21 protein-coding genes are annotated in these 21,465 nt (G+C 56.7%); 10 read left to right on the forward strand and 11 right to left on the reverse strand.

What is annotated here, in order from left to right:
• Positions 1-6: 6 nt before the first annotated feature.
• Both ACQG03_RS19925 and mdcA read right to left on the reverse strand, forming a co-directional pair.
• The gene (locus tag ACQG03_RS19925) at positions 7-864 is read right to left on the reverse strand and encodes a triphosphoribosyl-dephospho-CoA synthase (RefSeq protein ID WP_022649605.1); all 858 of its coding nucleotides are present in this window, start codon (positions 862-864) and stop codon (positions 7-9) included.
• Positions 864-2,519, reverse strand: a complete 1,656-nt coding sequence (gene mdcA, locus ACQG03_RS19930; protein WP_023298766.1) for a malonate decarboxylase subunit alpha — start codon at positions 2,517-2,519, stop codon at positions 864-866. Before mdcA ends, ACQG03_RS19925 begins: the two co-directional genes overlap by 1 nt.
• 228 nt (positions 2,520-2,747) lie before the next feature.
• On the opposite strand from mdcA, the gene ACQG03_RS19935 reads away from it, so the two are divergent.
• Genes ACQG03_RS19935 through ACQG03_RS19945 form a run of 3 tightly spaced genes read left to right on the forward strand, consistent with a single transcriptional unit; the run spans position 2,748 to position 4,884 of the window.
• Positions 2,748-3,770 (forward strand): hydrolase, encoded by a 1,023-nt coding sequence (locus ACQG03_RS19935; protein WP_048966613.1) that lies wholly within the window; start codon positions 2,748-2,750, stop codon positions 3,768-3,770.
• Entirely contained in the window at positions 3,767-3,985 is a 219-nt protein-coding gene (locus ACQG03_RS19940) for a YheU family protein (protein WP_022649608.1), read from the forward strand. Before ACQG03_RS19935 ends, ACQG03_RS19940 begins: the two co-directional genes overlap by 4 nt.
• Positions 3,986-4,014: 29 nt before the next feature.
• Positions 4,015-4,884, forward strand: coding sequence for a phosphoribulokinase (locus ACQG03_RS19945; RefSeq protein WP_003861663.1), 870 nt, complete (start codon positions 4,015-4,017; stop codon positions 4,882-4,884).
• 85 nt (positions 4,885-4,969) lie between these two features.
• Here the strand turns inward: ACQG03_RS19945 and ACQG03_RS19950 are convergent, their stop codons facing one another.
• The gene (locus ACQG03_RS19950; RefSeq protein ID WP_022649609.1) at positions 4,970-5,374 is read right to left on the reverse strand and encodes an OsmC family protein; all 405 of its coding nucleotides are present in this window, start codon (positions 5,372-5,374) and stop codon (positions 4,970-4,972) included.
• A gap of 310 nt (positions 5,375-5,684) precedes the next feature.
• Here ACQG03_RS19950 and crp point away from each other — a divergent pair, with 310 nt between their 5' ends.
• Positions 5,685-6,317: a cAMP-activated global transcriptional regulator CRP gene (crp, locus tag ACQG03_RS19955; RefSeq protein ID WP_000242758.1), complete on the forward strand. Its 633-nt coding sequence runs from the start codon at positions 5,685-5,687 to the stop codon at positions 6,315-6,317.
• A 57-nt stretch (positions 6,318-6,374) separates the two neighbouring features.
• Positions 6,375-8,462, forward strand: a complete 2,088-nt coding sequence (locus ACQG03_RS19960; RefSeq protein WP_046620320.1) for a YccS/YhfK family putative transporter — start codon at positions 6,375-6,377, stop codon at positions 8,460-8,462.
• Here ACQG03_RS19960 and argD read toward each other — a convergent pair.
• The 4 genes from argD to ppiA form a co-directional block, all read right to left on the reverse strand.
• Positions 8,459-9,679, reverse strand: a complete 1,221-nt coding sequence (gene argD, locus ACQG03_RS19965) for a bifunctional acetylornithine/succinyldiaminopimelate transaminase (protein ID WP_179954859.1) — start codon at positions 9,677-9,679, stop codon at positions 8,459-8,461. The genes ACQG03_RS19960 and argD overlap by 4 nt on opposite strands.
• Before the next feature lie 87 nt (positions 9,680-9,766).
• Positions 9,767-10,330, reverse strand: coding sequence for an aminodeoxychorismate synthase component 2 (pabA, locus tag ACQG03_RS19970; protein WP_023307105.1), 564 nt, complete (start codon positions 10,328-10,330; stop codon positions 9,767-9,769).
• A 30-nt stretch (positions 10,331-10,360) separates the two neighbouring features.
• The gene (locus ACQG03_RS19975; protein ID WP_063163902.1) at positions 10,361-10,945 is read right to left on the reverse strand and encodes a putative adenosine monophosphate-protein transferase Fic; all 585 of its coding nucleotides are present in this window, start codon (positions 10,943-10,945) and stop codon (positions 10,361-10,363) included.
• A 105-nt stretch (positions 10,946-11,050) separates the two neighbouring features.
• On the reverse strand, positions 11,051-11,623 hold the full coding sequence (ppiA, locus tag ACQG03_RS19980) for a peptidylprolyl isomerase A (protein WP_022649614.1): 573 nt from the start codon (positions 11,621-11,623) through the stop codon (positions 11,051-11,053).
• A gap of 278 nt (positions 11,624-11,901) precedes the next feature.
• Here ppiA and tsgA point away from each other — a divergent pair, with 278 nt between their 5' ends.
• The 5 genes from tsgA to ACQG03_RS20005 all read left to right on the forward strand — a co-directional run bounded on the left by tsgA (position 11,902) and on the right by ACQG03_RS20005 (position 18,038).
• Positions 11,902-13,086, forward strand: a complete 1,185-nt coding sequence (gene tsgA, locus ACQG03_RS19985) for an MFS transporter TsgA (protein ID WP_022649615.1) — start codon at positions 11,902-11,904, stop codon at positions 13,084-13,086.
• A 260-nt stretch (positions 13,087-13,346) separates the two neighbouring features.
• Positions 13,347-15,890, forward strand: a complete 2,544-nt coding sequence (gene nirB, locus ACQG03_RS19990; protein ID WP_022649616.1) for a nitrite reductase large subunit NirB — start codon at positions 13,347-13,349, stop codon at positions 15,888-15,890.
• Positions 15,887-16,213, forward strand: a complete 327-nt coding sequence (nirD, locus tag ACQG03_RS19995; protein WP_022649617.1) for a nitrite reductase small subunit NirD — start codon at positions 15,887-15,889, stop codon at positions 16,211-16,213. The genes nirB and nirD overlap by 4 nt, the downstream gene beginning before the upstream one ends.
• 134 nt (positions 16,214-16,347) lie before the next feature.
• Positions 16,348-17,721, forward strand: coding sequence for a siroheme synthase CysG (gene cysG, locus ACQG03_RS20000; RefSeq protein ID WP_022649618.1), 1,374 nt, complete (start codon positions 16,348-16,350; stop codon positions 17,719-17,721).
• A 146-nt stretch (positions 17,722-17,867) separates the two neighbouring features.
• A complete protein-coding gene (locus ACQG03_RS20005; RefSeq protein ID WP_003861638.1) occupies positions 17,868-18,038 on the forward strand; it encodes a YhfL family protein in 171 nt (56 codons plus the stop codon).
• A gap of 134 nt (positions 18,039-18,172) precedes the next feature.
• Here ACQG03_RS20005 and trpS read toward each other — a convergent pair whose 3' ends face one another.
• Genes trpS through dam form a run of 4 tightly spaced genes read right to left on the reverse strand, consistent with a single transcriptional unit; the run spans position 18,173 to position 21,453 of the window.
• Positions 18,173-19,177, reverse strand: a complete 1,005-nt coding sequence (gene trpS / locus ACQG03_RS20010) for a tryptophan--tRNA ligase (RefSeq protein ID WP_032626783.1) — start codon at positions 19,175-19,177, stop codon at positions 18,173-18,175.
• A complete protein-coding gene (gene gph / locus ACQG03_RS20015) occupies positions 19,170-19,931 on the reverse strand; it encodes a phosphoglycolate phosphatase (protein ID WP_017384158.1) in 762 nt (253 codons plus the stop codon). Before gph ends, trpS begins: the two co-directional genes overlap by 8 nt.
• Complete coding sequence (gene rpe, locus ACQG03_RS20020) at positions 19,924-20,601, reverse strand: ribulose-phosphate 3-epimerase (protein ID WP_003861634.1); 678 nt, start codon at positions 20,599-20,601, stop codon at positions 19,924-19,926. The genes gph and rpe overlap by 8 nt, the downstream gene beginning before the upstream one ends.
• Before the next feature lie 39 nt (positions 20,602-20,640).
• Positions 20,641-21,453 carry an adenine-specific DNA-methyltransferase gene (gene dam, locus ACQG03_RS20025; RefSeq protein WP_022649620.1) on the reverse strand — a complete coding sequence of 271 codons (813 nt, stop codon included), beginning with the start codon at positions 21,451-21,453 and terminating at the stop codon, positions 20,641-20,643.
• Positions 21,454-21,465: the final 12 nt, after the last annotated feature.

Raw genomic sequence — 21,465 nt, forward strand, 5'->3', positions numbered from 1 at the left:
ATCCTCTTAATGCTTTGAATAGGGCGTTTCGACGCGGTCAAGAAACAGCGTGGCGGCAAGCAGGTCTGCGGCTCCGCCCGGCGAGGCGTTAAGCGTCAGCATCTGACGGTCTAACCGCGCCAGCGCCTGCTGCCCCGCAAGTGTTGCGCATCCTCCCGCGTTCAGCACCGCACGGGCGCCGTTCTGCATGGCATCCAGCCCCTCCATGCCGGCGCGCGACAGCACGCAGGTGTCGGTGAGCGAGGTCATGATCGCCATCAGCGCGTCGAGTCTGGCCTGCGTTTCGCTGCTGCCGTTGAGACGGCTGAGGTGAAGCTGCGGCAGCGCGCGCTGCATGATGTGCGGAAACGCCTGCTGAGCCTCTTCACGCGCGCCCGGTACACGGTAGCGGTGCGTGACGCGTAACCCCTTGCTGAATACTTTCGGCGCCGCGTCATCCGGCAGTTTCGCCAGCTGAGCGGCGGTGTTCGCGACGGTTTGCGCCCGGGCATCGCCGCCCAGCATCGCCACCGCGCTCACCAGCAATCCCAGCGCCCAGATCGCGCCACGGTGTGTGTTCACGCCGTCGGTAGCGGCCATCATCTGCCGTTCGCCTTCACGACCCAGGCGGCCAACGGTTTGCCTGAGGGCAATATCCGCCGGACGCTGCCAGCTCTGTTGCGCCAGCGCCTGAAACGTGGGGGTCAGGCTGTGAGCGGAGCGCTCCATCAGCGCAAGCGATAAATCGTGATGCGCGCCGTTCCCCCGGCTGTCCACCAGACCGGGCTTCGGGCTTAAACGTGCTTCGTCAATCAGACACTGCGTGGCGGTTCGCGCCAGCCATTCGGCACCGCCTTCAACCTGGATCTGGGGCAGAAGTTTCATTACCAGCTCCGGAATTTCGCAGGTGGGTTATACAGGCCGCCGGACCACTCAACGAGGTCAGCCACGCTGCCCGCAGCCAGCAGAGAGCGGGTGGCATCGGTACGACGAATGCCCATATCTTCCGGATACACAACCTTGCCGCTCTGGCGCAGTTCCGCCACGCGTTTGGCGTCAACGCCCAGACCGATATCGGTGATACCCGCCACGGCGGCGACCATGGCGCGACGCTCTTCCAGATCTTTCGCCCGGTAGAGGTAAGCAATCCCCTCTTCCGTCAGCACGTGGGTGACGTCATCGCCGTAAATCATAACCGGCGCCAGCGGCATGCCGGAGGCTTTCGCCACGTCTACGGCGTCGAGTTTCTCCACGAAGGTTGGCTTCACGCCCGCCTGGAAGGTTTCCACCATCTGCACAACCAGCTTTTTACCGCGCTGCATCGGGTCAGGCTCGGTGATCATGTTCAGCCAGGCCGGTGTGGCGTGGCGACGACCGTGCGGATCGTGGCCCATGTTTGGTGCGCCGCCGAAGCCGGAGAGACGGCCGCGGGTCACGGTTGAGGAGTTAGCGTAACCATCAACCTGTAGCGTGGAACCGATAAACATGTCGACCGCGTACTGACCAGCCAGCTGACAGAAGGCGCGGTTAGAGCGCATGGAGCCGTCAGCACCGGTAAAGAACACGTCCGGACGGGCGCGGATGTACTCTTCCATCCCCAGCTCGCCGCCGAAGCAGTGGACGCTCTCCACCCAGCCGCTTTCGATGGCCGGGATCAGCGTTGGATGCGGGTTCAAAGTCCAGTGTTTACAGATTTTGCCTTTGAGTCCGAGCTGTTCGCCGTAGGTTGGCAGCAGCAGTTCGATCGCTGCGGTATTAAAGCCAATCCCGTGGTTCAGGGACTGCACCTGGTGTTCAGCGTAGATGCCTTTAATCGCCATCATCGCCATCAGGATGTGTTCCTGTTTAATCAGGCGCGGGTCGCGGGTGAAGAGCGGCTCAATAAAGAACGGCTTGTCCGCCACCACCACGTAATCGATCCACGAGCCCGGAATATCGACGCGCGGCAGGTCGCACTCGTCGTCCACCAGCTCGTTCACCTGTGCGATGACGATGCCGTCGTGGAACGCGGCGGCTTCCACCAGCGCCGGGGTATCTTCGGTACTCGCCCCGGTGTACAGGTTACCTTTACGGTCCGCTTTAAAACCGGCAATCAGCGCCACGTTTGGCGAAAGGTCGACGTATAAACGTGAGTAGAGTTCGATGTAGGTGTGAATCGCCCCGATTTCGAGCTGACCATCCTCCAGCAGCTGCGAAATGCGCAGGCTTTGCGTACCGGAGAAGGAGAAGTCGAGCTTGCGGGCGATGCCTTTCTCAAAGATGTCCAGATGTTCGCTGCGGCCCACGCTCGGCATGATCATATGCAGATCGTGCACGATTTGCGGGTTCACTTCGGCCAGTGAACGGGAAAGGAAATCCGCCTGCTTCTGGTTGTTGCCTTCCAGAACGACTTTGTCGCCTGGTGCGATCAGTTTTTCCAGCATGGCGACAAGATCGCCGGTTGGCAGTACCTTGCCCTGCACCGGTACGGACGCCAGACGACGCGCTTTCTCGCTGCGTCGGGTGTTCCATTGCCGGGTGGGTGTTTGCCCAGATAACATTATTAACCTCCTGATTCAGCACATCATTCTGATTTGCTTAACGTTGAGTAAAGTGTGCGCTCTGGTGAGAAAGGCATCAATTAAGCGTAGGACGTAATCATTAGCCTGAGAGTAATAATCAAGGTAAAGAAATGTGATCGGGATCAGTTCATGTTTCGGAAAAACGGGCTAAACGGGGTACAATTCGGAAGGTATAGTTAATTTCTGACAAGAATCAGCATCGCCCTTATGACCCAAATCATTCCCTCAGACTTCGACATTGCAGCCGAAGAGAGCGCAGAGTTCGTGCCCATGCGCGGTGTGGCTAACCCTCACCTGCAAACCATGCTGCCGCGCCTGATCCGCCGCAAGGTGCAGTTCAACCCCCACTGGCAGCGCATTGACCTGCCGGACGGTGACTTTTTGGATCTCGCCTGGAGCGAAGATCCGGATCGGGCCAGACATAAACCCCGTCTGGTGGTTTTTCACGGCCTGGAAGGCAGCCTGCACAGCCCTTACGCACACGGTCTCATTGAGGCGGCGAAAGCCCGCGGCTGGCTTGGGGTGGTGATGCATTTTCGCGGATGCAGCGGCGAGCCTAACCGTCAGAAACGCATTTATCACTCGGGTGAAACCGAGGACGGCTCCTGGTTCCTGCGCTGGCTAAGAGACAATTTCGGCGAAGCACCAACGGCAGCGGTGGGGTATTCGCTGGGCGGGAATATGCTGGCCTGCCTGCTGGCGAAGGAGAGCGACGCGGTGCCGCTGGATGCGGCGGTGATTGTCTCTGCGCCCTTTATGCTGGAGCAGTGCAGTTATCATATGGAAAAAGGGTTTTCGCGGGTCTATCAGCGCTACCTGCTCAACCTGCTGAAAGCCAACGCCGCACGTAAACTTAAGGCCTATCCGGATACGCTGCCTGTGACGCTGCAACAGCTCAAACGCGTGAAGCGCCTGCGCGAGTTTGATGATTTGATCACCTCTAAAATTCACGGCTTTGCCGATGCGATTGACTATTACCGTCAGTGCAGCGCCATGCCTTTACTGAATCAAATCACGAAACCCACGCTGATTATCCACGCCAAAGACGATCCGTTTATGGATCATCACTCGATCCCCGCCCCTGACTATCTGCCGGATAACGTGGAGTATCAGCTCACCGAGTTCGGCGGGCACGTGGGCTTTGTTGGCGGCACGCTGCGTCGGCCAAAAATGTGGCTTGAGACGCGTATACCCGACTGGTTAACGGCCTATCTGGACGGTAAAAAATGATTATTCCCTGGCAGGATCTCTCTCCCGACACGCTCGATAATCTGATTGAAAGCTTTGTCTTGCGCGAAGGCACCGATTATGGTGAACATGAACGTTCGCTTGAACAAAAGGTCAGCGATGTGAAGCGCCAGCTTAAAAGCGGCGACGTGGTGCTGGTATGGTCCGAACTGCATGAGACGGTGAATATCATGCCCCGCAACGCGTTTCATGGCTGATCTTACACTTTTCCAGTCAGGGAGTTGCTATGTCTGCCAGACATCCGGTTATTGCCGTTACGGGTTCGAGTGGGGCGGGAACCACTACCACCAGCCTCGCCTTCCGCAAGATTTTCGCCCAGCTTAACTTACGGGCGGCAGAGGTAGAGGGCGACAGCTTTCACCGCTACACGCGCCCGGAGATGGATATGGCCATCCGCAAGGCGCGCGATCTGGGTAAACACATCAGCTATTTTGGCCCGGAGGCCAATGACTTCGGCCTGCTGGAGCAAACCTTCCGTGAATACGGGCAGAGCGGCACCGGGCAGTCCCGCAAGTATCTCCATACCTACGATGAAGCCGTGCCCTGGAACCAGGTCCCCGGCACGTTCACGCCCTGGCAGCCGCTGCCGGAACCGACTGACGTGCTGTTTTACGAAGGATTGCACGGCGGCGTGGTGACGCCTCAGCACGACGTGGCGCGCCATGTGGATTTGCTGGTGGGGGTGGTGCCGATTGTTAACCTTGAGTGGATCCAGAAGCTGACGCGTGACATGAGCGAGCGCGGCCATTCGCGAGAGGCGGTCATGGACTCGGTGGTGCGCTCCATGGAAGATTACATCAACTTCCTGACGCCGCAGTTCTCCCGAACCCACATTAACTTCCAGCGCGTCCCCACCGTGGACACCTCCAACCCGTTCGCCGCAAAAAGCATCCCTTCCCTGGACGAGAGCTTTGTGGTGATCCACTTCCGCAACCTGGAAGGCATTGATTACCCCTGGCTGCTGGCGATGCTACAAGGTTCGTTTATTTCGCACATGAATACGTTAGTGGTACCGGGCGGAAAAATGGGGCTGGCGATGGAGCTGATCATGACGCCGCTGGTGCAGCGGCTGATGGAAGGAAAGCAAATCGCGTGAGTTGTTTTGCCCGGTGGCGCTGCGCTTACCGGGCCTACGGGCGTGCTTTTGTAGGGCGGGTAAGCGAAGCGCCACCCGCCAAAAATTAAGCCTCGATCACTTCATACGAATGGGTGATGTTTACCGCTTTCTCCAGCATTAGCGCCACAGAGCAGTATTTCTCCGCAGACAGGTCAACCGCACGCGAGACCGCCGCATCCTTCAGTTCTTTGCCGGTGACGATAAAGTGCAGATTAATATGCGTGAACAGACGTGGCGCCTCTTCGCGACGTTCTGACGTCAGCTTCACTTCACAATCGGTCACGTCATGACGGCCTTTTTGCAGGATCGACACCACGTCGATCGCGCTGCATCCACCTGCCGCCATCAGCACCATTTCCATCGGGCTTGGGGCTTTATCGCCGGAGTTGCCATCCATCAAAACCTGGTGCCCGGAGGCAGACTCGCCCAGGAACGTTAACCCTTCAACCCATTTCACACGCGCTTGCATATTCACTCACTCCAACGTTGCATTTTTTATGACAGATTACGTGTACGTTACATTTCTCGCAACGGAAGGCGACCTGCGTCATGCTGAAGCGAGACACCAGGAGACACGCGGCGAAAGCTATGCTAAAACACTCTGGATGCTACAGTAATACATTGACGTTACACATGTATGCAGAGGACATCAAACTTTACTGGCTGCGAAACGTTACGACAGCCGACTTCCCAGGTATGGGTAAGAATTCGATTGCAACCCCAGAGTCCGGATGCATCTTATGACTCTGGTGACAGCTTATAACAGAGGATAACAGCGCATGGTGCTTGGCAAACCGCAAACAGACCCGACTCTCGAATGGTTCTTGTCTCATTGCCACATTCATAAGTACCCATCAAAGAGCACGCTGATTCACCAGGGTGAAAAAGCGGAAACGTTGTATTACATCGTTAAAGGCTCGGTGGCCGTGCTGATCAAAGATGAAGAAGGGAAAGAGATGATCCTTTCTTATCTGAACCAGGGCGATTTTATCGGTGAACTGGGCCTGTTTGAAGAAGGCCAGGAACGTAGCGCCTGGGTTCGTGCAAAAACAGCATGTGAAGTGGCTGAAATTTCTTACAAGAAATTCCGTCAGCTGATTCAGGTCAACCCTGACATCCTGATGCGTCTTTCTTCCCAGATGGCACGCCGTCTGCAAGTGACCTCTGAGAAGGTGGGTAACCTCGCCTTCCTGGACGTGACCGGTCGTATCGCGCAGACTCTGTTGAACCTGGCGAAACAGCCAGACGCCATGACCCACCCTGACGGTATGCAAATTAAAATTACCCGCCAGGAAATCGGTCAGATCGTCGGCTGCTCCCGTGAAACAGTGGGCCGTATCCTGAAGATGCTGGAAGATCAAAACCTGATCTCCGCCCACGGTAAAACCATCGTGGTTTACGGGACCCGTTAATTCCGGTAAAACGGCGTGCCGCCGCAGGGTGGCACGCCGTTTTTGTCTCTACTCCTTATGTGGCGCAGGCTGATCTATCACCCGGAAGTTAACTACGCACTGCGACAAACGCTGGTGTTGTGTCTTCCCGTGGCCGTGGGCCTGATCCTCGGACATCTTCAGCAAGGCCTGCTGTTTTCCCTCGTGCCCGCCTGCTGCAACATTGCCGGTCTGGACACCCCGCATAAACGCTTTTTCAAACGCCTGATTATTGGCGGCTGCCTGTTTGCCGGCTGTAGCCTTGCCGTGCAACTCTTACTGGCCCGCGACATTCCTCTGCCGCTGATCCTGACCGTGCTGGCGATGACGCTTGGCGTAACCGCTGAAATCAGCTCGCTGCACGCCCGCCTGCTTCCTGCGTCGCTGATTGCCGCCATCTTCACCTTAAGCCTTGCGGGCAATATGCCGGTGTGGGAGCCATTGCTGATCTACGCCCTCGGCACGCTGTGGTACGGGCTGTTTAACTGGTTCTGGTTCTGGTTGTGGCGGGAACAGCCGCTTCGCGAATCCCTGAGCCTGCTCTACGTGCAGCTTGCTGAATACTGTGAAGCAAAATACACCCTGCTCACGCAACATACCGACCCGGAAAAATCCCTGCCGCCGCTGCTGGCACGCCAGCAAAAAGTGGTGGATCTGATCAGCCAGTGCTATCAGCAGTTGCACATGCTTGCCGCCAACAAAAATCATGAATATAAGCGGCTGCTGCGTACCTTCCAGGTCGGGCTGGATTTGCAGGAGCATATTTCCGTCAGCCTTCATAATCCGGAAGAGGTGCAAAAGCTGGTGGAGCGCAGCCATGCGGAAGCGGTGATCCGCTGGAACGCGCAGACCGTCGCGGCGCGCCTGCGGGTGCTGGCTGACGATATCCTCTATCACCGCTATCCGACGCGCTTTAACATGGACAAACAGCTCGGCGCGCTGGAAAAGATTGCGCGTCAGCACGCGGATAACCCGGTCGGGCAGTTTGCCGCCTGGCATTTCAGCCGCATCGCCCGGGTGTTGCGCACCCAGCGCCCGCTTTATGCTCGGGACCTGATGGCCGATAAGCAAAAACGACTGCCGTTGCTGCCTGCGCTCAAAAGCTACCTGTCGCTGAAGTCTTCCGCCCTGCGCAACGCCGCAAGAATTAGCGTCATGCTCAGCATCGCCAGCCTGATGGGAATGGCCCTGCACCTGCCGAAACCCTACTGGATCTTAATGACCGTGCTGTTTGTCACCCAGAACGGCTATGGCGCCACGCGGGTGCGCATTCTGCATCGGGCGGGCGGCACGATGGCGGGGCTGATTATCGCGGGCGTAACGTTGCACTTCCACGTGCCGGAAGGGTATACGCTGGTCGGCATGCTGGCGATTACGATGGTGAGTTATCTGATCATCCGTAAAAACTACGGCTGGGCGACGGTGGGCTTTACGGTAACGGCGGTGTACACCCTGCAGTTGCTTACGCTCAACGCCGATCAGTTAATTATTGCCCGCCTGGTCGATACCCTGATTGGCTGCCTGATCGCCTTTGGCGGCATGGTCTGGCTGTGGCCGCAGTGGCAAAGTGGATTACTGAGGCAAAACGCCCACGACGCGCTGGAGGCGGATCAGCAGGCCATTCGCCTGATCCTGAGCGACGACCCGCAGCCGTCTCCGCTGGCCTACGAGCGCATGAAGGTCAACCAGGCGCATAATGCCCTGTTCAACTCCCTTAACCAGGCCATGCAGGAGCCGGGCTTCAACTCGCACTATCTGGCAGACATGAAGCTGTGGGTCACGCACAGCCAGTTTATCGTCGAACACATCAATGCCATGACCACGCTGGCGCGCGAGCACACCATGCTGACGCCGGATCTGGCGCAGCGCTATTTGCAGTCGTGTGAAATTGCCCTCCAGCGCTGTCAGCAGCGTCTGGAGTACGACGCGCCGGGCGAGTCAGGGGATTCGAACATTCTGGAAGCGCCGGAGACGCTGACCCACGGGCCGATGAGCACCCTTGAGCAGCATTTACAGCGCGTTCTCGGGCATCTCAACACCATGCACACCATTTCGTCGGTGGCATGGCGTCAGCGTCCGCATCACGGGATTTGGTTAACGCGCCGGTTAAAACGAACCGCGTATTAGCCTCTGACGATCTTCGCCACCGCCGCGGAAAAACGGGTTAACCCGTCTTCGATGTCTTTGTCTTCCACCACCAGCGACGGCGCGAAGCGCATCACGTCCGGCCCGGCGTTGAGCACCATGACGCCTTCGTGCGCGGCGGCGTGCAGGAAATCACGCGCGCGGCCTTTGTACTGAGGCTTCAGCTCGGCGCCGATCAGCAGCCCCATTCCGCGGATGTCGCTGAAGACATCAAACTGTTCGTCAATCTGCTGAAGATGTTTCACAAAAAGGGCGCGTTTCGCATTCACGCCATTCAGGACGTCCGGCGTATTAATGATGTCGAACGCCGCTCCCGCCACGGCGCACGCCAGCGGATTACCGCCGTAAGTGGAGCCGTGTGAGCCCACATGAAATGCGGAAGCAATATCCTGGGTGGTGAGCACCGCGCTGACCGGGAAACCGCCGCCGAGCGCTTTCGCGCTGGTCAGAATATCCGGCGTTACGCCGTAGTGCATATAAGCGAACAGGTCTCCGGTACGCCCCATCCCACACTGCACTTCATCAAACACCAGCAGCGCCTGGTGCTCGTCGCACAGCTCACGCAGACCTTGCAGAAATTCCGGGGTGGCCGCCGTGACGCCGCCTTCCCCCTGAATGGGTTCGACCACCACGGCACAGGTGTGATCGTCCATCACCGCTTTAACGGCGTGCAGATCGTTAAACGGCACGTGGATGATATCCGCAGGTTTCGGACCAAAGCCGTCGGAATACTTCGGCTGGCCGCCAACGGAAACGGTAAAGAACGAGCGACCGTGGAAGGCGTTATGGAAGGCGATGATTTTGGTTTTGTACGGACTATGACGCGTGGTTGCGTAGTAGCGCGCAAGCTTAAAGGCGGTTTCGTTGGCTTCGGTGCCAGAGTTCATAAACAGCACGCGTTCGGCGAAGGTGGCATCGATGATCTTACGCCCCAGACGCAGCGCCGGTTCGTTAGTGAACACGTTGCTGGTGTGCCACAGCGTTTCGCCCTGCGTTTTCAGCGCGTCCACCAGCGCAGGATGGCAATGGCCCAGCGCCGTCACCGCAATACCGCCTGCGAAATCAACATACTCGTTGCCCTGCTGATCCCAGACGCGGCTGCCTCTCCCTTTCACCGGGATAAACTCAGCCGGTGCATAAATCGGCAGGATCACTTCATCGAATGTCGCGCGGGTAATTGCTGGTTGTTCAGTTGCCATGTCATGACCATCCATTTTTATGTCACAGAGCTTGTGAAAATATAATCACAAAATATGCATAAAAAATCACAACAAGGCAACAGATATTCAGCGATTAAGGAAATTGGCCAGCAGCGCGTGCCCCTGTTCGCTGAGAATGCTTTCCGGGTGGAACTGCACCCCTTCCAGATCGTACTCGCGGTGGCGAATGCCCATGATTTCCCGGGTCTCACTCCAGGCTGTCACTTCAAAGTCTGCGGGCAGGGTCGGCGGATCAATCACCAGAGAATGGTAGCGCGTCACGGTTAACGGATTGTTTAGCCCCAGGAATACGCCGGTACCGGTGTGCGTGATCGGTGAGGTTTTGCCGTGCATGACTTTCGCGGCACGGACAATGGTGGCGCCAAAGACCTGCGCAATGGCCTGGTGACCCAGGCAGACGCCCAGAATCGGCAGCTTGCCCGCATAGTGGCGGATTACCTCCAGCGAGATACCGGACTCCGACGGCGTACACGGCCCGGGCGAAATCACGATTTTCTGGGGCGCCAGCGCGTCAATGTCAGCCAGCGCGATCTCATCGTTACGGCGGACAACCACCTCTGCCCCCAGCTCACAAAAATACTGGTAAAGGTTCCAGGTAAAGGAATCGTAGTTATCAATCAGCAGAATCATGGCGGCTCCTGAAAAAATGGCCGTCCTATTTTACTCAGATCCCCGCGCTTCGCTCACAACTTTGGCAAAGATAGCATTCAGGGCGGTCAGATCACCCATCGCCCCGCTCTGGTTGGCGGATGCCCAGTCGTCCGGGTCGATCCCCTGCCAGTTCAGCACGTAGCCCGCATGGATCGCCAGCTGTTCAAAGAAGATGCGCTGAGCCACGCCATTACCGCTCATAAACGGATGTAGCATGTTGATTTCACAGTAGTAATGACTGATTCTGTCTGTAAACTCTTCTTTCTGAAGGCCCACCAGATATTTATCGCTTTCCAGCGAAGCCATCAGCTCATTACCCACCTTCTCGATGTACTCGAAATGGCAAAATGGAATGTCGCCCTTGGAGATATCGGCGGTGCGCAGCTCGCCAGCGCCTTTCATTTCGTTGCGGAATAAATGGCGGTGAATAAGGCACAGATGGGGTAAACCCGGTGCAGAAGGCCCCAGTGCCAGCGTCTCGATATCGGGTTCAGCGGGACCCTTGCCTTTTTCAAGGAGGCAACTGGCCTGAAGATTGACGCTACGCTGTTGCTCCCAGAGTCGGGATTTTTGCTTTTCGGTGAGTTTTTTCACTACGCCTCCCTGAATAGTCCGTTTGCCACAAGTATAAGCAGCAAAACGCGCTTTCGCAGGGAGGGCGGAAAGACACGGGCAGGATGTGCCCGTGTGAGGGAACGATTACGGCAGCACTTTCGCGGAGAGAATCACCACTGGCTTAGACGGCACATTCTGGTATGGACCGACATCGTGAGTCTGAACCTGAGAGATCTTGTCCGCCACGTCCATGCCTTTCACCACTTTACCGAACACCGCGTAGCCAAAGTCGCGCTGGCCGTGGTCCAGGAAGGCGTTATCCGCCACGTTGAGGAAGAACTGGCTGGTGGCGCTGTCTTTATCCGCCGTACGCGCCATAGAAATGGTGCCGCGCTTGTTCAGCAGGCCGTTATCCGCTTCATTTTTGATTGGCGGGTTAGGCTTTTTCTGCTGCATCTGCTCGTTGAAACCGCCGCCCTGAATCATAAAGCCCGGGATCACGCGGTGGAACGTGGTGTTGTTATAAAAACCACTGTTCACGTAGTCGAGGAAGTTTTTCACGGAAACAGGGGCTTTCTGGCTATCCAGCTCCAGCTCAATATTCCCCGCAGAGGTAGTCAGCAGGACGTGAGGGTCTCCTTTAGCTGCCAGCGCAGCAGGGGAAACGGCAGAAAGAGCAAACACAGCTGCGACAGCCGCCAGTGTTGATTTGAGCATGAGAATTCCTTAACAAAGCGCAGTATAAAAAGCGAATGGCTTGATTCTAAAGAGCAGTATGACCCCAGACCAGTCTTTTACCTAATTTTACGAAATTGAAACAATTATTACCGCGCAAACGATTGTTCACCCCGCGATATAATGTGATCTCCATCACGTTAAAGCCTGCAATTGTGCTCAATATTTTCTGAAAAGATTTAATTAGATCACTTTCGCGACTAAAATCTGCCCGCTCAAACGCAGTCATTGCGTTTTTCTTTACTTTTAACAGGCCAGACATGACTAACAGCAATCGCATCAAGCTCACATGGATCAGCTTCTTCTCCTACGCCCTGACCGGCGCGTTGGTGATCGTCACCGGGATGGTGATGGGAAATATCGCAGACTATTTCCAGTTGCCCGTTTCCAGCATGAGCAATACCTTCACTTTCCTGAACGCGGGGATCCTGATCTCTATTTTCCTTAATGCCTGGCTGATGGAAATCGTGCCGCTGAAAACCCAGCTGCGCTTCGGCTTCGTGCTGATGGTTGCCGCCGTGGCGGGCCTGGTGCTGAGCCACAGCATCGCCCTCTTCTCTGCCGCCATGTTCGTGCTGGGCCTGGTGAGCGGGATCACCATGTCGATCGGTACGTTCCTGATCACCCATATGTATGAAGGTCGCCAGCGCGGCGCGCGTCTGCTGTTCACCGACTCCTTCTTCAGCATGGCCGGGATGATTTTCCCGATGGTCGCCGCGTATCTTCTGGCGCGCAGCATTGAGTGGTACTGGGTGTACGCCTGCATTGGTCTGGTCTATGTCGCGATCTTTATTCTCACCTTCGGCTGCGAGTTCCCGGTGCTGGGCAAAAAAGCGCAGACCACGTCTGAGCCAGTTGCGAAAGAAAAATGGGGTATCGGCGTACTGTTCCTTTCCATCGCCGCGCTGTGTTACATCCTGGGCCAGCTGGGCTTTATCTCCTGGGTTCCGGAATACGCGAAAGGTCTGGGCATGAGCCTGAACGACGCGGGCAAGCTGGTGAGCGATTTCTGGATGTCTTACATGTTCGGCATGTGGGCGTTTAGCTTTATCCTGCGCTTCTTCGACCTGCAACGGATCCTGACCGTTCTGGCGGGTCTGGCAACCGTGCTGATGTATCTGTTCATCAACGGTTCCCCGGAGCATATGCCGTGGTTCATCCTGACCCTGGGCTTCTTCTCCAGCGCGATTTATACCTCGATCATCACCCTTGGCTCTCTTCAGACCAAAGTGGCCTCACCGAAGCTGGTGAACTTCGTGCTGACCTGCGGCACCATCGGCACCATGCTGACCTTCGTGGTCACGGGCCCAATTGTGGCGCACAGCGGCCCGCTGGCGGCGCTGCATACCGCTAACGGTCTGTACGCCGTGGTGTTCATCATGTGCTTCGTGCTGGGCTTTGTGACCCGTCACCGTCAACACAACCCGGCAACAGCTACCCACTAATCGCCGTAACCCCTTTGCGTACTGCAAAGGGGTTTTCCCCTGCTCACCCGCCCCGCCCGCCGATGGGTAAAAAACCCCACCAAAATTGTGCGAAAAACAAGCAAGCACAAAAATCAAACAATATCCGTCACTTATAAAAATCCTGACAAATCATAGATATACCCCCTAAGGGGTAGGTGAAGGTGTATTTGATTTGCATCAATAAGTGCCCCTGCTGAATCGTTAAGGTAGGCAGTAATAGAAAAGAAATCGAGGCAAAAATGAGCAAAGTCAGACTCGCTATCATCGGTAACGGCATGGTCGGCCACCGCTTTATTGAGGATCTTCTCGATAAAGCCGATGCTAACCAGTTCGATATTACCGTGTTCTGTGAAGAACCCCGCAAGGCGTACGACCGTGTGCACTTGTCTTCCTACTTCTCTCACCATACCGCCGAAGAACTCTCTCTGGTGCGCGAAGGTTTCTACGAGAAGCATGGCGTAAAAGTGCTGGTGGGCGAACGCGCTATCACCATCAACCGTCAGGAGAAAGTGATCCACTCCAGCGCCGGACGTACGGTTTTTTACGATAAGCTGATCATGGCGACAGGCTCGTATCCGTGGATCCCGCCGATTAAAGGCTCGGAAACCCAGGATTGCTTCGTTTACCGTACCATTGAAGACCTCAACGCCATTGAATCCTGCGCACGTCGAAGCAAACGCGGCGCGGTTGTCGGCGGTGGTCTGCTGGGTCTGGAAGCCGCAGGCGCACTGAAAAACCTCGGCGTTGAAACCCACGTCATCGAATTTGCCCCGATGCTGATGGCGGAACAGCTGGACCATATGGGTGGCGACCAGCTACGCCGTAAAATCGAAAGCATGGGCGTGAAGGTTCACACCAGCAAGAACACTAAAGAGATCGTGCAGGAAGGCACTGAAGCGCGTAAAACCATGCGCTTTGCCGACGGCAGCGAGCTGGAAGTGGATTTCATCGTCTTCTCCACCGGCATTCGCCCGCGCGACAAGCTGGCCACCCAGTGCGGTCTGGCCGTTGCGCAGCGCGGCGGGATCATGATCAACGACACCTGCCAGACCTCCGATCCGGACATCTACGCCATCGGCGAATGCGCCAGCTGGAATAACCGCGTATACGGTCTGGTTGCACCTGGGTACAAAATGGCGCAGGTCGCCGTTGACCATATCCTCGGAAGCGAAAATGCCTTCACCGGCGCAGACATGAGCGCCAAGCTGAAGCTGCTGGGCGTGGACGTGGGCGGTATTGGCGATGCGCATGGTCGCACCCCGAACTCCCGCAGCTATGTTTATCTGGACGAAAGCAAAGAAGTCTACAAACGTCTTATCGTCAGCCAGGATAACAAAACCCTGCTCGGGGCGGTGCTGGTGGGCGACACCAGCGACTTCGGCAACCTGCTCCAGCTGGTGCTGAACGCCATTGAGCTGCCGGAAAACCCGGACGCGCTGATCCTCCCGGCGCACGCCTCCAGCGGTAAGCCGTCCATTGGCGTGGATAAACTGCCGGACAGCGCGCAAATCTGCTCCTGCTTCGACGTCACCAAAGGCATGCTGATCTCCGCCATTAACAAAGGCTGCCACACCGTTGCGGCGCTGAAGGCGGAAACCAAAGCCGGGACCGGCTGCGGCGGCTGTATCCCGCTGGTCACCCAGGTGCTGAACGCCGAGCTGGCAAAACAGGGCATTGAAGTGAACAACAACCTGTGCGAGCACTTCGCTTACTCTCGCCAGGAGCTGTATCACCTGATCCGCGTGGAGGGCATTAAATCCTTCGACGAACTGCTGGAGAAACACGGCCAGGGCTACGGCTGTGAAGTATGTAAGCCTACCGTCGGTTCCCTGCTGGCGTCCTGCTGGAACGAATATGTGCTCAAACCAGAACACACTCCGCTTCAGGACACCAACGATAACTTCCTGGCCAATATTCAGAAAGACGGGACTTACTCGGTGATCCCGCGTTCTGCCGGGGGGGAAATTACCCCTGAAGGGCTGGTCGCCGTGGGCCGTATCGCCCGTGAGTTTAACCTGTACACTAAAATCACCGGTTCCCAGCGTATCGGCCTGTTCGGTGCGCAGAAAGATGACCTGCCGGAAATCTGGCGTCAGCTGATTGAGGCGGGCTTCGAAACCGGTCACGCGTACGCCAAGGCGCTGCGCATGGCGAAAACCTGCGTGGGCAGCACCTGGTGCCGCTACGGCGTGGGCGACAGCGTGGGCTTCGGCGTCGAGCTGGAAAACCGCTACAAAGGCATCCGTACGCCGCACAAAATGAAGTTCGGCGTCTCAGGGTGTACCCGTGAATGTGCGGAAGCACAGGGTAAAGACGTGGGTATTATCGCCACCGAGAAAGGCTGGAACCTGTACGTGTGCGGTAACGGCGGGATGAAACCTCGCCACGCCGATCTGCTGGCTGCCGATCTCGATCGCGATACGCTGATCAAATACCTCGACCGCTTCATGATGTTCTACATTCGTACCGCCGATAAGCTGACCCGTACCGCGTCCTGGCTGGATAATCTCGAAGGCGGCATCGACTACCTGAAGTCAGTCATTATCGACGACAAGCTGGGCCTGAATGAACAGCTGGAATCCGAGATGACTCGCCTGCGCGAGGCGGTTATCTGCGAGTGGACCGAAACCGTGAACACGCCAGCGGCGCAGACGCGCTTCAAACACTTTATCAACAGCACCCAGCGCGACCCGAACGTGCAGGTGGTGCCGGAGCGCGAACAGCATCGTCCAGCGACCCCGTATGAACGTATTCCGGTGATGCTGGTGGAGGAAAACGCATGAGCCAGTGGGTAAACATCTGCAACATTAACGACATTCTGCCAGCAACCGGCGTCTGTGCCCTGCTGGGCAACGAGCAGGTAGCGATTTTCCGCCCTCGCCACGATGAACAGGTTTTTGCCATCAGCAATATCGACCCGTTTTTCGAGGCCAGCGTGCTCTCCCGCGGTCTGATTGCGGAGCACCAGGGCGAACTGTGGGTTGCCAGCCCGCTGAAAAAGCAGCGCTTCCGCTTAACCGACGGGCGCTGCATGGAAGATGAAAGCTTCTCGGTCAAACACTACGACGTCCGCGTGAAGGACGGCGAGGTGCAGCTGAAAGCGTAACCCCTCGCCTTTTCAATAGGAAAGGCTTATGACCCCTTATGGGTAACGGCAGGAAAAACCGTATGTTCTGTACGATTCCTGCTGTTATCCTGACGTCAATTCTTCCCCCGCCATGAATGCTGTGAGGTAACGTCGTGGATCACCTGCCGATTTTTTGTCAATTACGCAACCGCGACTGCCTGCTCGTGGGCGGCGGCGATGTGGCTGAACGCAAGGCGCGCCTGCTGTTAGAGGCGGGCGCCAGACTGACCGTTAACGCCCTCACCTTCGCCCCACAGTTTGACGTCTGGGCGCAGGAAGGGATGCTCACGCAAGTGCAGGGCGAATTTGATGAATCCCTGCTGGATACCTGCTGGCTGACCATCGCCGCAACGGATAACGATGACGTTAACCAGCGCGTCAGCGACGCCTGCGAAGCGCGCCGCATCTTCTGTAACGTGGTGGATGCGCCGAAAGAGGCGAGCTTTATCATGCCATCCATTATCGACCGCTCGCCGCTGATGATTGCGGTGTCGTCCGGTGGCCGCTCGCCCGTTCTTGCCCGTCTGCTGCGGGAAAAACTGGAAGCCGTGCTGCCTCAACACCTTGGTCAGATTGCGCATTATGCCGGGCAGCTGCGTTCCCGCGTGAAGCAAACCTTCGCAACCGTGGGCGAACGCCGTCGCTTCTGGGAGAAGTTCTTTGTCAACGACAGGCTGGCGCAGTCGCTGGCCAATCAGGACGCCAAAGCGGTTGAAGAGACGACCGAGCAACTCCTCTCTGAACCGCTGGATCATCGCGGTGAAGTGGTACTGGTGGGCGCAGGTCCCGGCGATGCGGGCTTGCTGACGCTGAAGGGTCTCCAGCAGATCCAGCAGGCGGACATCGTGGTATATGACCGTCTGGTCTCTGATGACATCATGAATCTGGTGCGCCGCGATGCTGACCGCGTATTCGTCGGCAAACGGGCAGGTTATCACTGCGTACCGCAGGAGGAGATCAACCAGATCCTGCTGCGGGAAGCGCAAAAAGGTAAGCGTGTGGTGCGTCTGAAAGGGGGCGATCCGTTTATCTTTGGTCGCGGCGGCGAGGAGCTGGAAACTCTCTGCAACGCGGGCATTCCGTTCTCCGTGGTGCCGGGAATTACGGCGGCATCCGGCTGTTCTGCCTATTCCGGCATTCCGTTAACCCATCGCGACTATGCCCAGAGCGTGCGCCTGGTGACAGGCCACCTGAAAACCGGCAGCGAACTGGACTGGCATAATCTGGCCGCTGAAAAGCAGACGTTGGTCTTTTATATGGGGCTAAATCAGGCAGCCACGATTCAGGCGAAACTGCTGGAGCACGGCATGGAAGCAGATATGCCGGTCGCACTGGTAGAAAACGGTACCGCCATTACGCAGCGCGTGGTCGATGGCGTACTGACGCAGCTGGGCGAGCTGGCGCAGCAGGTTGAAAGCCCGGCGCTGATCGTGGTGGGCCGCGTGGTAGCACTGCGTGAAAAACTGAACTGGTTCTCCAGCCACTAACGCACAATCTCTCTCCCGGGAGTAGTCTTGAAGCGGACTACTCCCTTCTTACCTCAGTCGATAACATACCGCCCGCGTAATGGAACTTTTCCATTTATTCCCTCGTGTTACATCCAATTTTTTGATTTTATTGACAAGGAATGCGTATGTTCAAACTGGCAAAAGCTGCCGTTCTGGTCGGCCTGTTAACAACTCTGACGGCCTGCACCGGTCACGTTCAAAATACTAAAAATAATTGCAGCTACGATTACCTGCTTCACCCGGCGATCTCCATTTCGAAGATCATTGGCGGTTGCGGCCCGGCGGCACAGCAGTAAGCGTTTTTCAGGCGTAAAAAAACCGGGGATTTCCCGGTTTTTTTTCGTCAGTTTTGTCGGGTGGCGGCTCCGCCTTACCCGACCTACACGGTCCCGTAGGCCGGGTAAGCGTAAGCGCCACCCGGCAAAGCGGCTTAAGGTTTCGCCACAAACCCAATCGCGTCGTACACCGCTTTCAGGGTTTCGGAGGCGCGCGCGCTGGCTTTTTCCGCGCCCTCTTTCATCACTTTTTGCAGGAAAGCTTCGTCGTTACGGTAACGGTGATAGCGCTCCTGCAACTCGGTCAGCATGCCGGAAACGGCGTCTGCCACTTCGCCTTTCAGGTGGCCGTACATTTTGCCTTCAAAGTGTTTTTCCAGCTCAGGGATGCTCTGTCCGGTCACACCGGAGAGAATGTCCAGCAGGTTGGATACGCCCGCTTTGTTCTGCACGTCGTAGCGCACCACTGGCGGCTCGTCGGAGTCGGTCACCGCACGCTTGAGCTTTTTCACCACCGATTTCGGATCTTCCAGCAGGCCGATAACGTTGTTGCGGTTATCGTCAGACTTGGACATCTTTTTGGTCGGCTCCAGCAGCGACATCACGCGCGCGCCGGATTTCGGAATAAACGGCTCAGGCACTTTGAACACGTCGCCGTAAAGCGCATTGAAGCGCTGGGCGATATCGCGGCTCAGCTCCAGGTGCTGCTTCTGATCTTCGCCCACTGGTACCTGGTTGGTCTGGTACAGCAGAATATCTGCCGCCATCAGCACCGGATAATCAAACAGACCGGCGTTGATGTTTTCAGAGTAGCGCGCAGATTTATCCTTGAACTGGGTCATGCGGCTCAGCTCGCCGAAATAGGTGTAGCAGTTCAGCGCCCAGCCCAGCTGCGCGTGCTCTGGCACGTGAGACTGAACGAAAATGGTGCTCTTCTCGGGATCGATACCGCACGCCAGGTACAGCGACAGCGTATCGAGCGTCGCCTTGCGCAGCTTCTCGGGATCCTGACGCGCGGTGATAGCATGCAAATCCACGATGCAGTAAATGCAGTGGTAGTCATCCTGCATGCTCACCCACTGACGTAACGCACCCATGTAGTTACCAATGGTCAGTTCACCTGAAGGCTGTGCGCCACTAAAAACGATGGGCTTAGTCATTATTCAATTCCTGATGTTCACTGTGCGAGAGCCCGAGTGCGGGCAACAAATCTTTGAAGTGGTCGAACACAACGTCCGGCTCACTCAGCGTAATGGCTTCACCGTAGTTGTAGCCGTAGGTCAACCCAACAGACGGGCAACCTGCCGCTCTGGCAGCCAGAATATCATTGCGGGAATCCCCGACAAAGAGCAGCTCCGCAGGCGCTAAGGATAATTTTCCTGCCACCAGCAATAGCGGTTCCGGATGCGGCTTTTTATTCTGCACGTCATCGCCGCCCACAATTACGGAGAAGTATTTCGCGATATCCAGCGCTTCCAGCAGAGGCGCAACGAACGGTGTTGGCTTGTTGGTCACCAGCCCCAGCGGGATGCCTTTCGCATGTAGCGCGCTCAGCGTTTCAGCGACATCCGGGAACAGGAAGCTGCCCTCTTCGACGGTCTCTTCGTAGAAACGGTCGAACAGTTTGCGCAGAATACGCTGCTGCTCATCCTGGGGAATATCCGCGTGGTCAACACTCGGTTTCCCTTGCGCAGAACGCTGAGAGGCACGTTCCTGACGAGCCCAGGTCAGCGCGCGCTCCATCAGCACGTCTGCACCGTTACCAATCCACGTCACGACGCGCTCTTCGCCCGCAACGGGGAGTTCAAGGGCATACAGCGCCTGATCGACGGCGCGGGTTAATCCTGGCGCGCTGTCGACCAGCGTGCCGTCGAGGTCAAATGCTACACCCCGAATAGCCTGCAATTTATCCATGACTTACCTTCGCCAGTTCACGGCGCATTTCATCAATGACTTTTTTGTAATCCGGTTGATCGAAGATGGCGGAGCCTGCGACGAACATATCCGCCCCTGCCGCCGCAATCTCACCGATGTTATTGACCTTCACGCCGCCGTCCACTTCCAGACGAATATCATAGCCAGACTCATCAATGCGGCGGCGCACTTCACGCAACTTGTCGAGCGTCTGAGGAATAAACGACTGGCCGCCAAAGCCCGGGTTGACGGACATCAGCAGGATCACGTCCAGCTTGTCCATCACGTAGTCGAGATAGCTCAGCGGGGTCGCCGGGTTAAAGACCAGCCCCGCCTTACAGCCGTTCTCTTTGATCAGCTGTAGCGTGCGGTCAACGTGTTCGGAGGCTTCCGGGTGGAAAGTGATGATGCTGGCACCCGCCGCGGCGAAATCAGGCACGATGCGGTCAACCGGTTTCACCATCAGATGCACGTCAATGGGCGCGGTGATCCCGTAGTTACGCAGCGCTTTAAGCACCATCGGACCGATGGTCAGGTTGGGAACGTAGTGGTTATCCATAACGTCGAAATGGACGACATCCGCGCCAGCCGCGAGAGCTTTGGCAGTGTCCTCACCCAGGCGGGCAAAATCGGCCGACAGAATTGAGGGGGCAATCAAAAACTGTTTCATCCGCATCTCCTTGAAATGTGTTTACCGGCGGGCAAAGGCTCAGGGTCGATAAAGCGCCAGAAGTTCGTCCACCTTTTTACGTGTGCCGCCATTGCTACTAATGCTACGCCGCACTTTTACCTGAAAATGCTTCGCGGCTTTGTACCATTCGCGCGTATCAGGCGTGTCGTGATTCGAAATTAACACCGGAATTCTTTTGCTGACCAGCTTTTCCGCCATCTCAGCCAGACGCGCCTGCTCGGCCGGGCTGAAGCTGTTGGTGTGGTAGGCGGTGAAATTTGCCGTGGCAGACAGCGGCGCGTAAGGCGGGTCGCAGTAGACCACCGAGTTTACGCCCGCCAGCTCCATGCACTCTTCATAGGAGAGACAGTAGAACTCGGCATTCTGCGCTTTTTCAGCAAAGTGATACAGCTCGTCCTGCGGGAAATAGGGACGCTTATAGCGGCCAAACGGCACGTTAAACTCGCCACGCAGATTATACCGGCACAGACCGTTGTAGCCATGGCGGTTGAGATAAAGAAACAACAGCGCGCGACGGAACGGGTCCTGGCTCTGATTAAACTCAGCGCGGAACTGATAGTAAATATCCGGGTTGTTGTTCTCTGGCGTAAACAGCTTCCGCGCCTCTTCCACATACTCATCGGTACGCAGTTTCACGATGTTATAGAGGCTGATAAGGTCGCTGTTGATATCCGCCAGGATATAACGAGAAAAATCGGTATTCAGGAATACCGATCCAGCACCCACGAAGGGCTCGATAAGACACTCGCCTTTCGGCAGGTGCTTTTTAATATCGTCGAGCAGGGGGTATTTCCCCCCTGCCCATTTAAGAAAAGCGCGATTTTTTTTCATGCTGACTAACTG

Source organism: Enterobacter cloacae complex sp. 342H5, assembly GCF_050030905.1.
Lineage (GTDB): Bacteria > Pseudomonadota > Gammaproteobacteria > Enterobacterales > Enterobacteriaceae > Enterobacter > Enterobacter intestinihominis.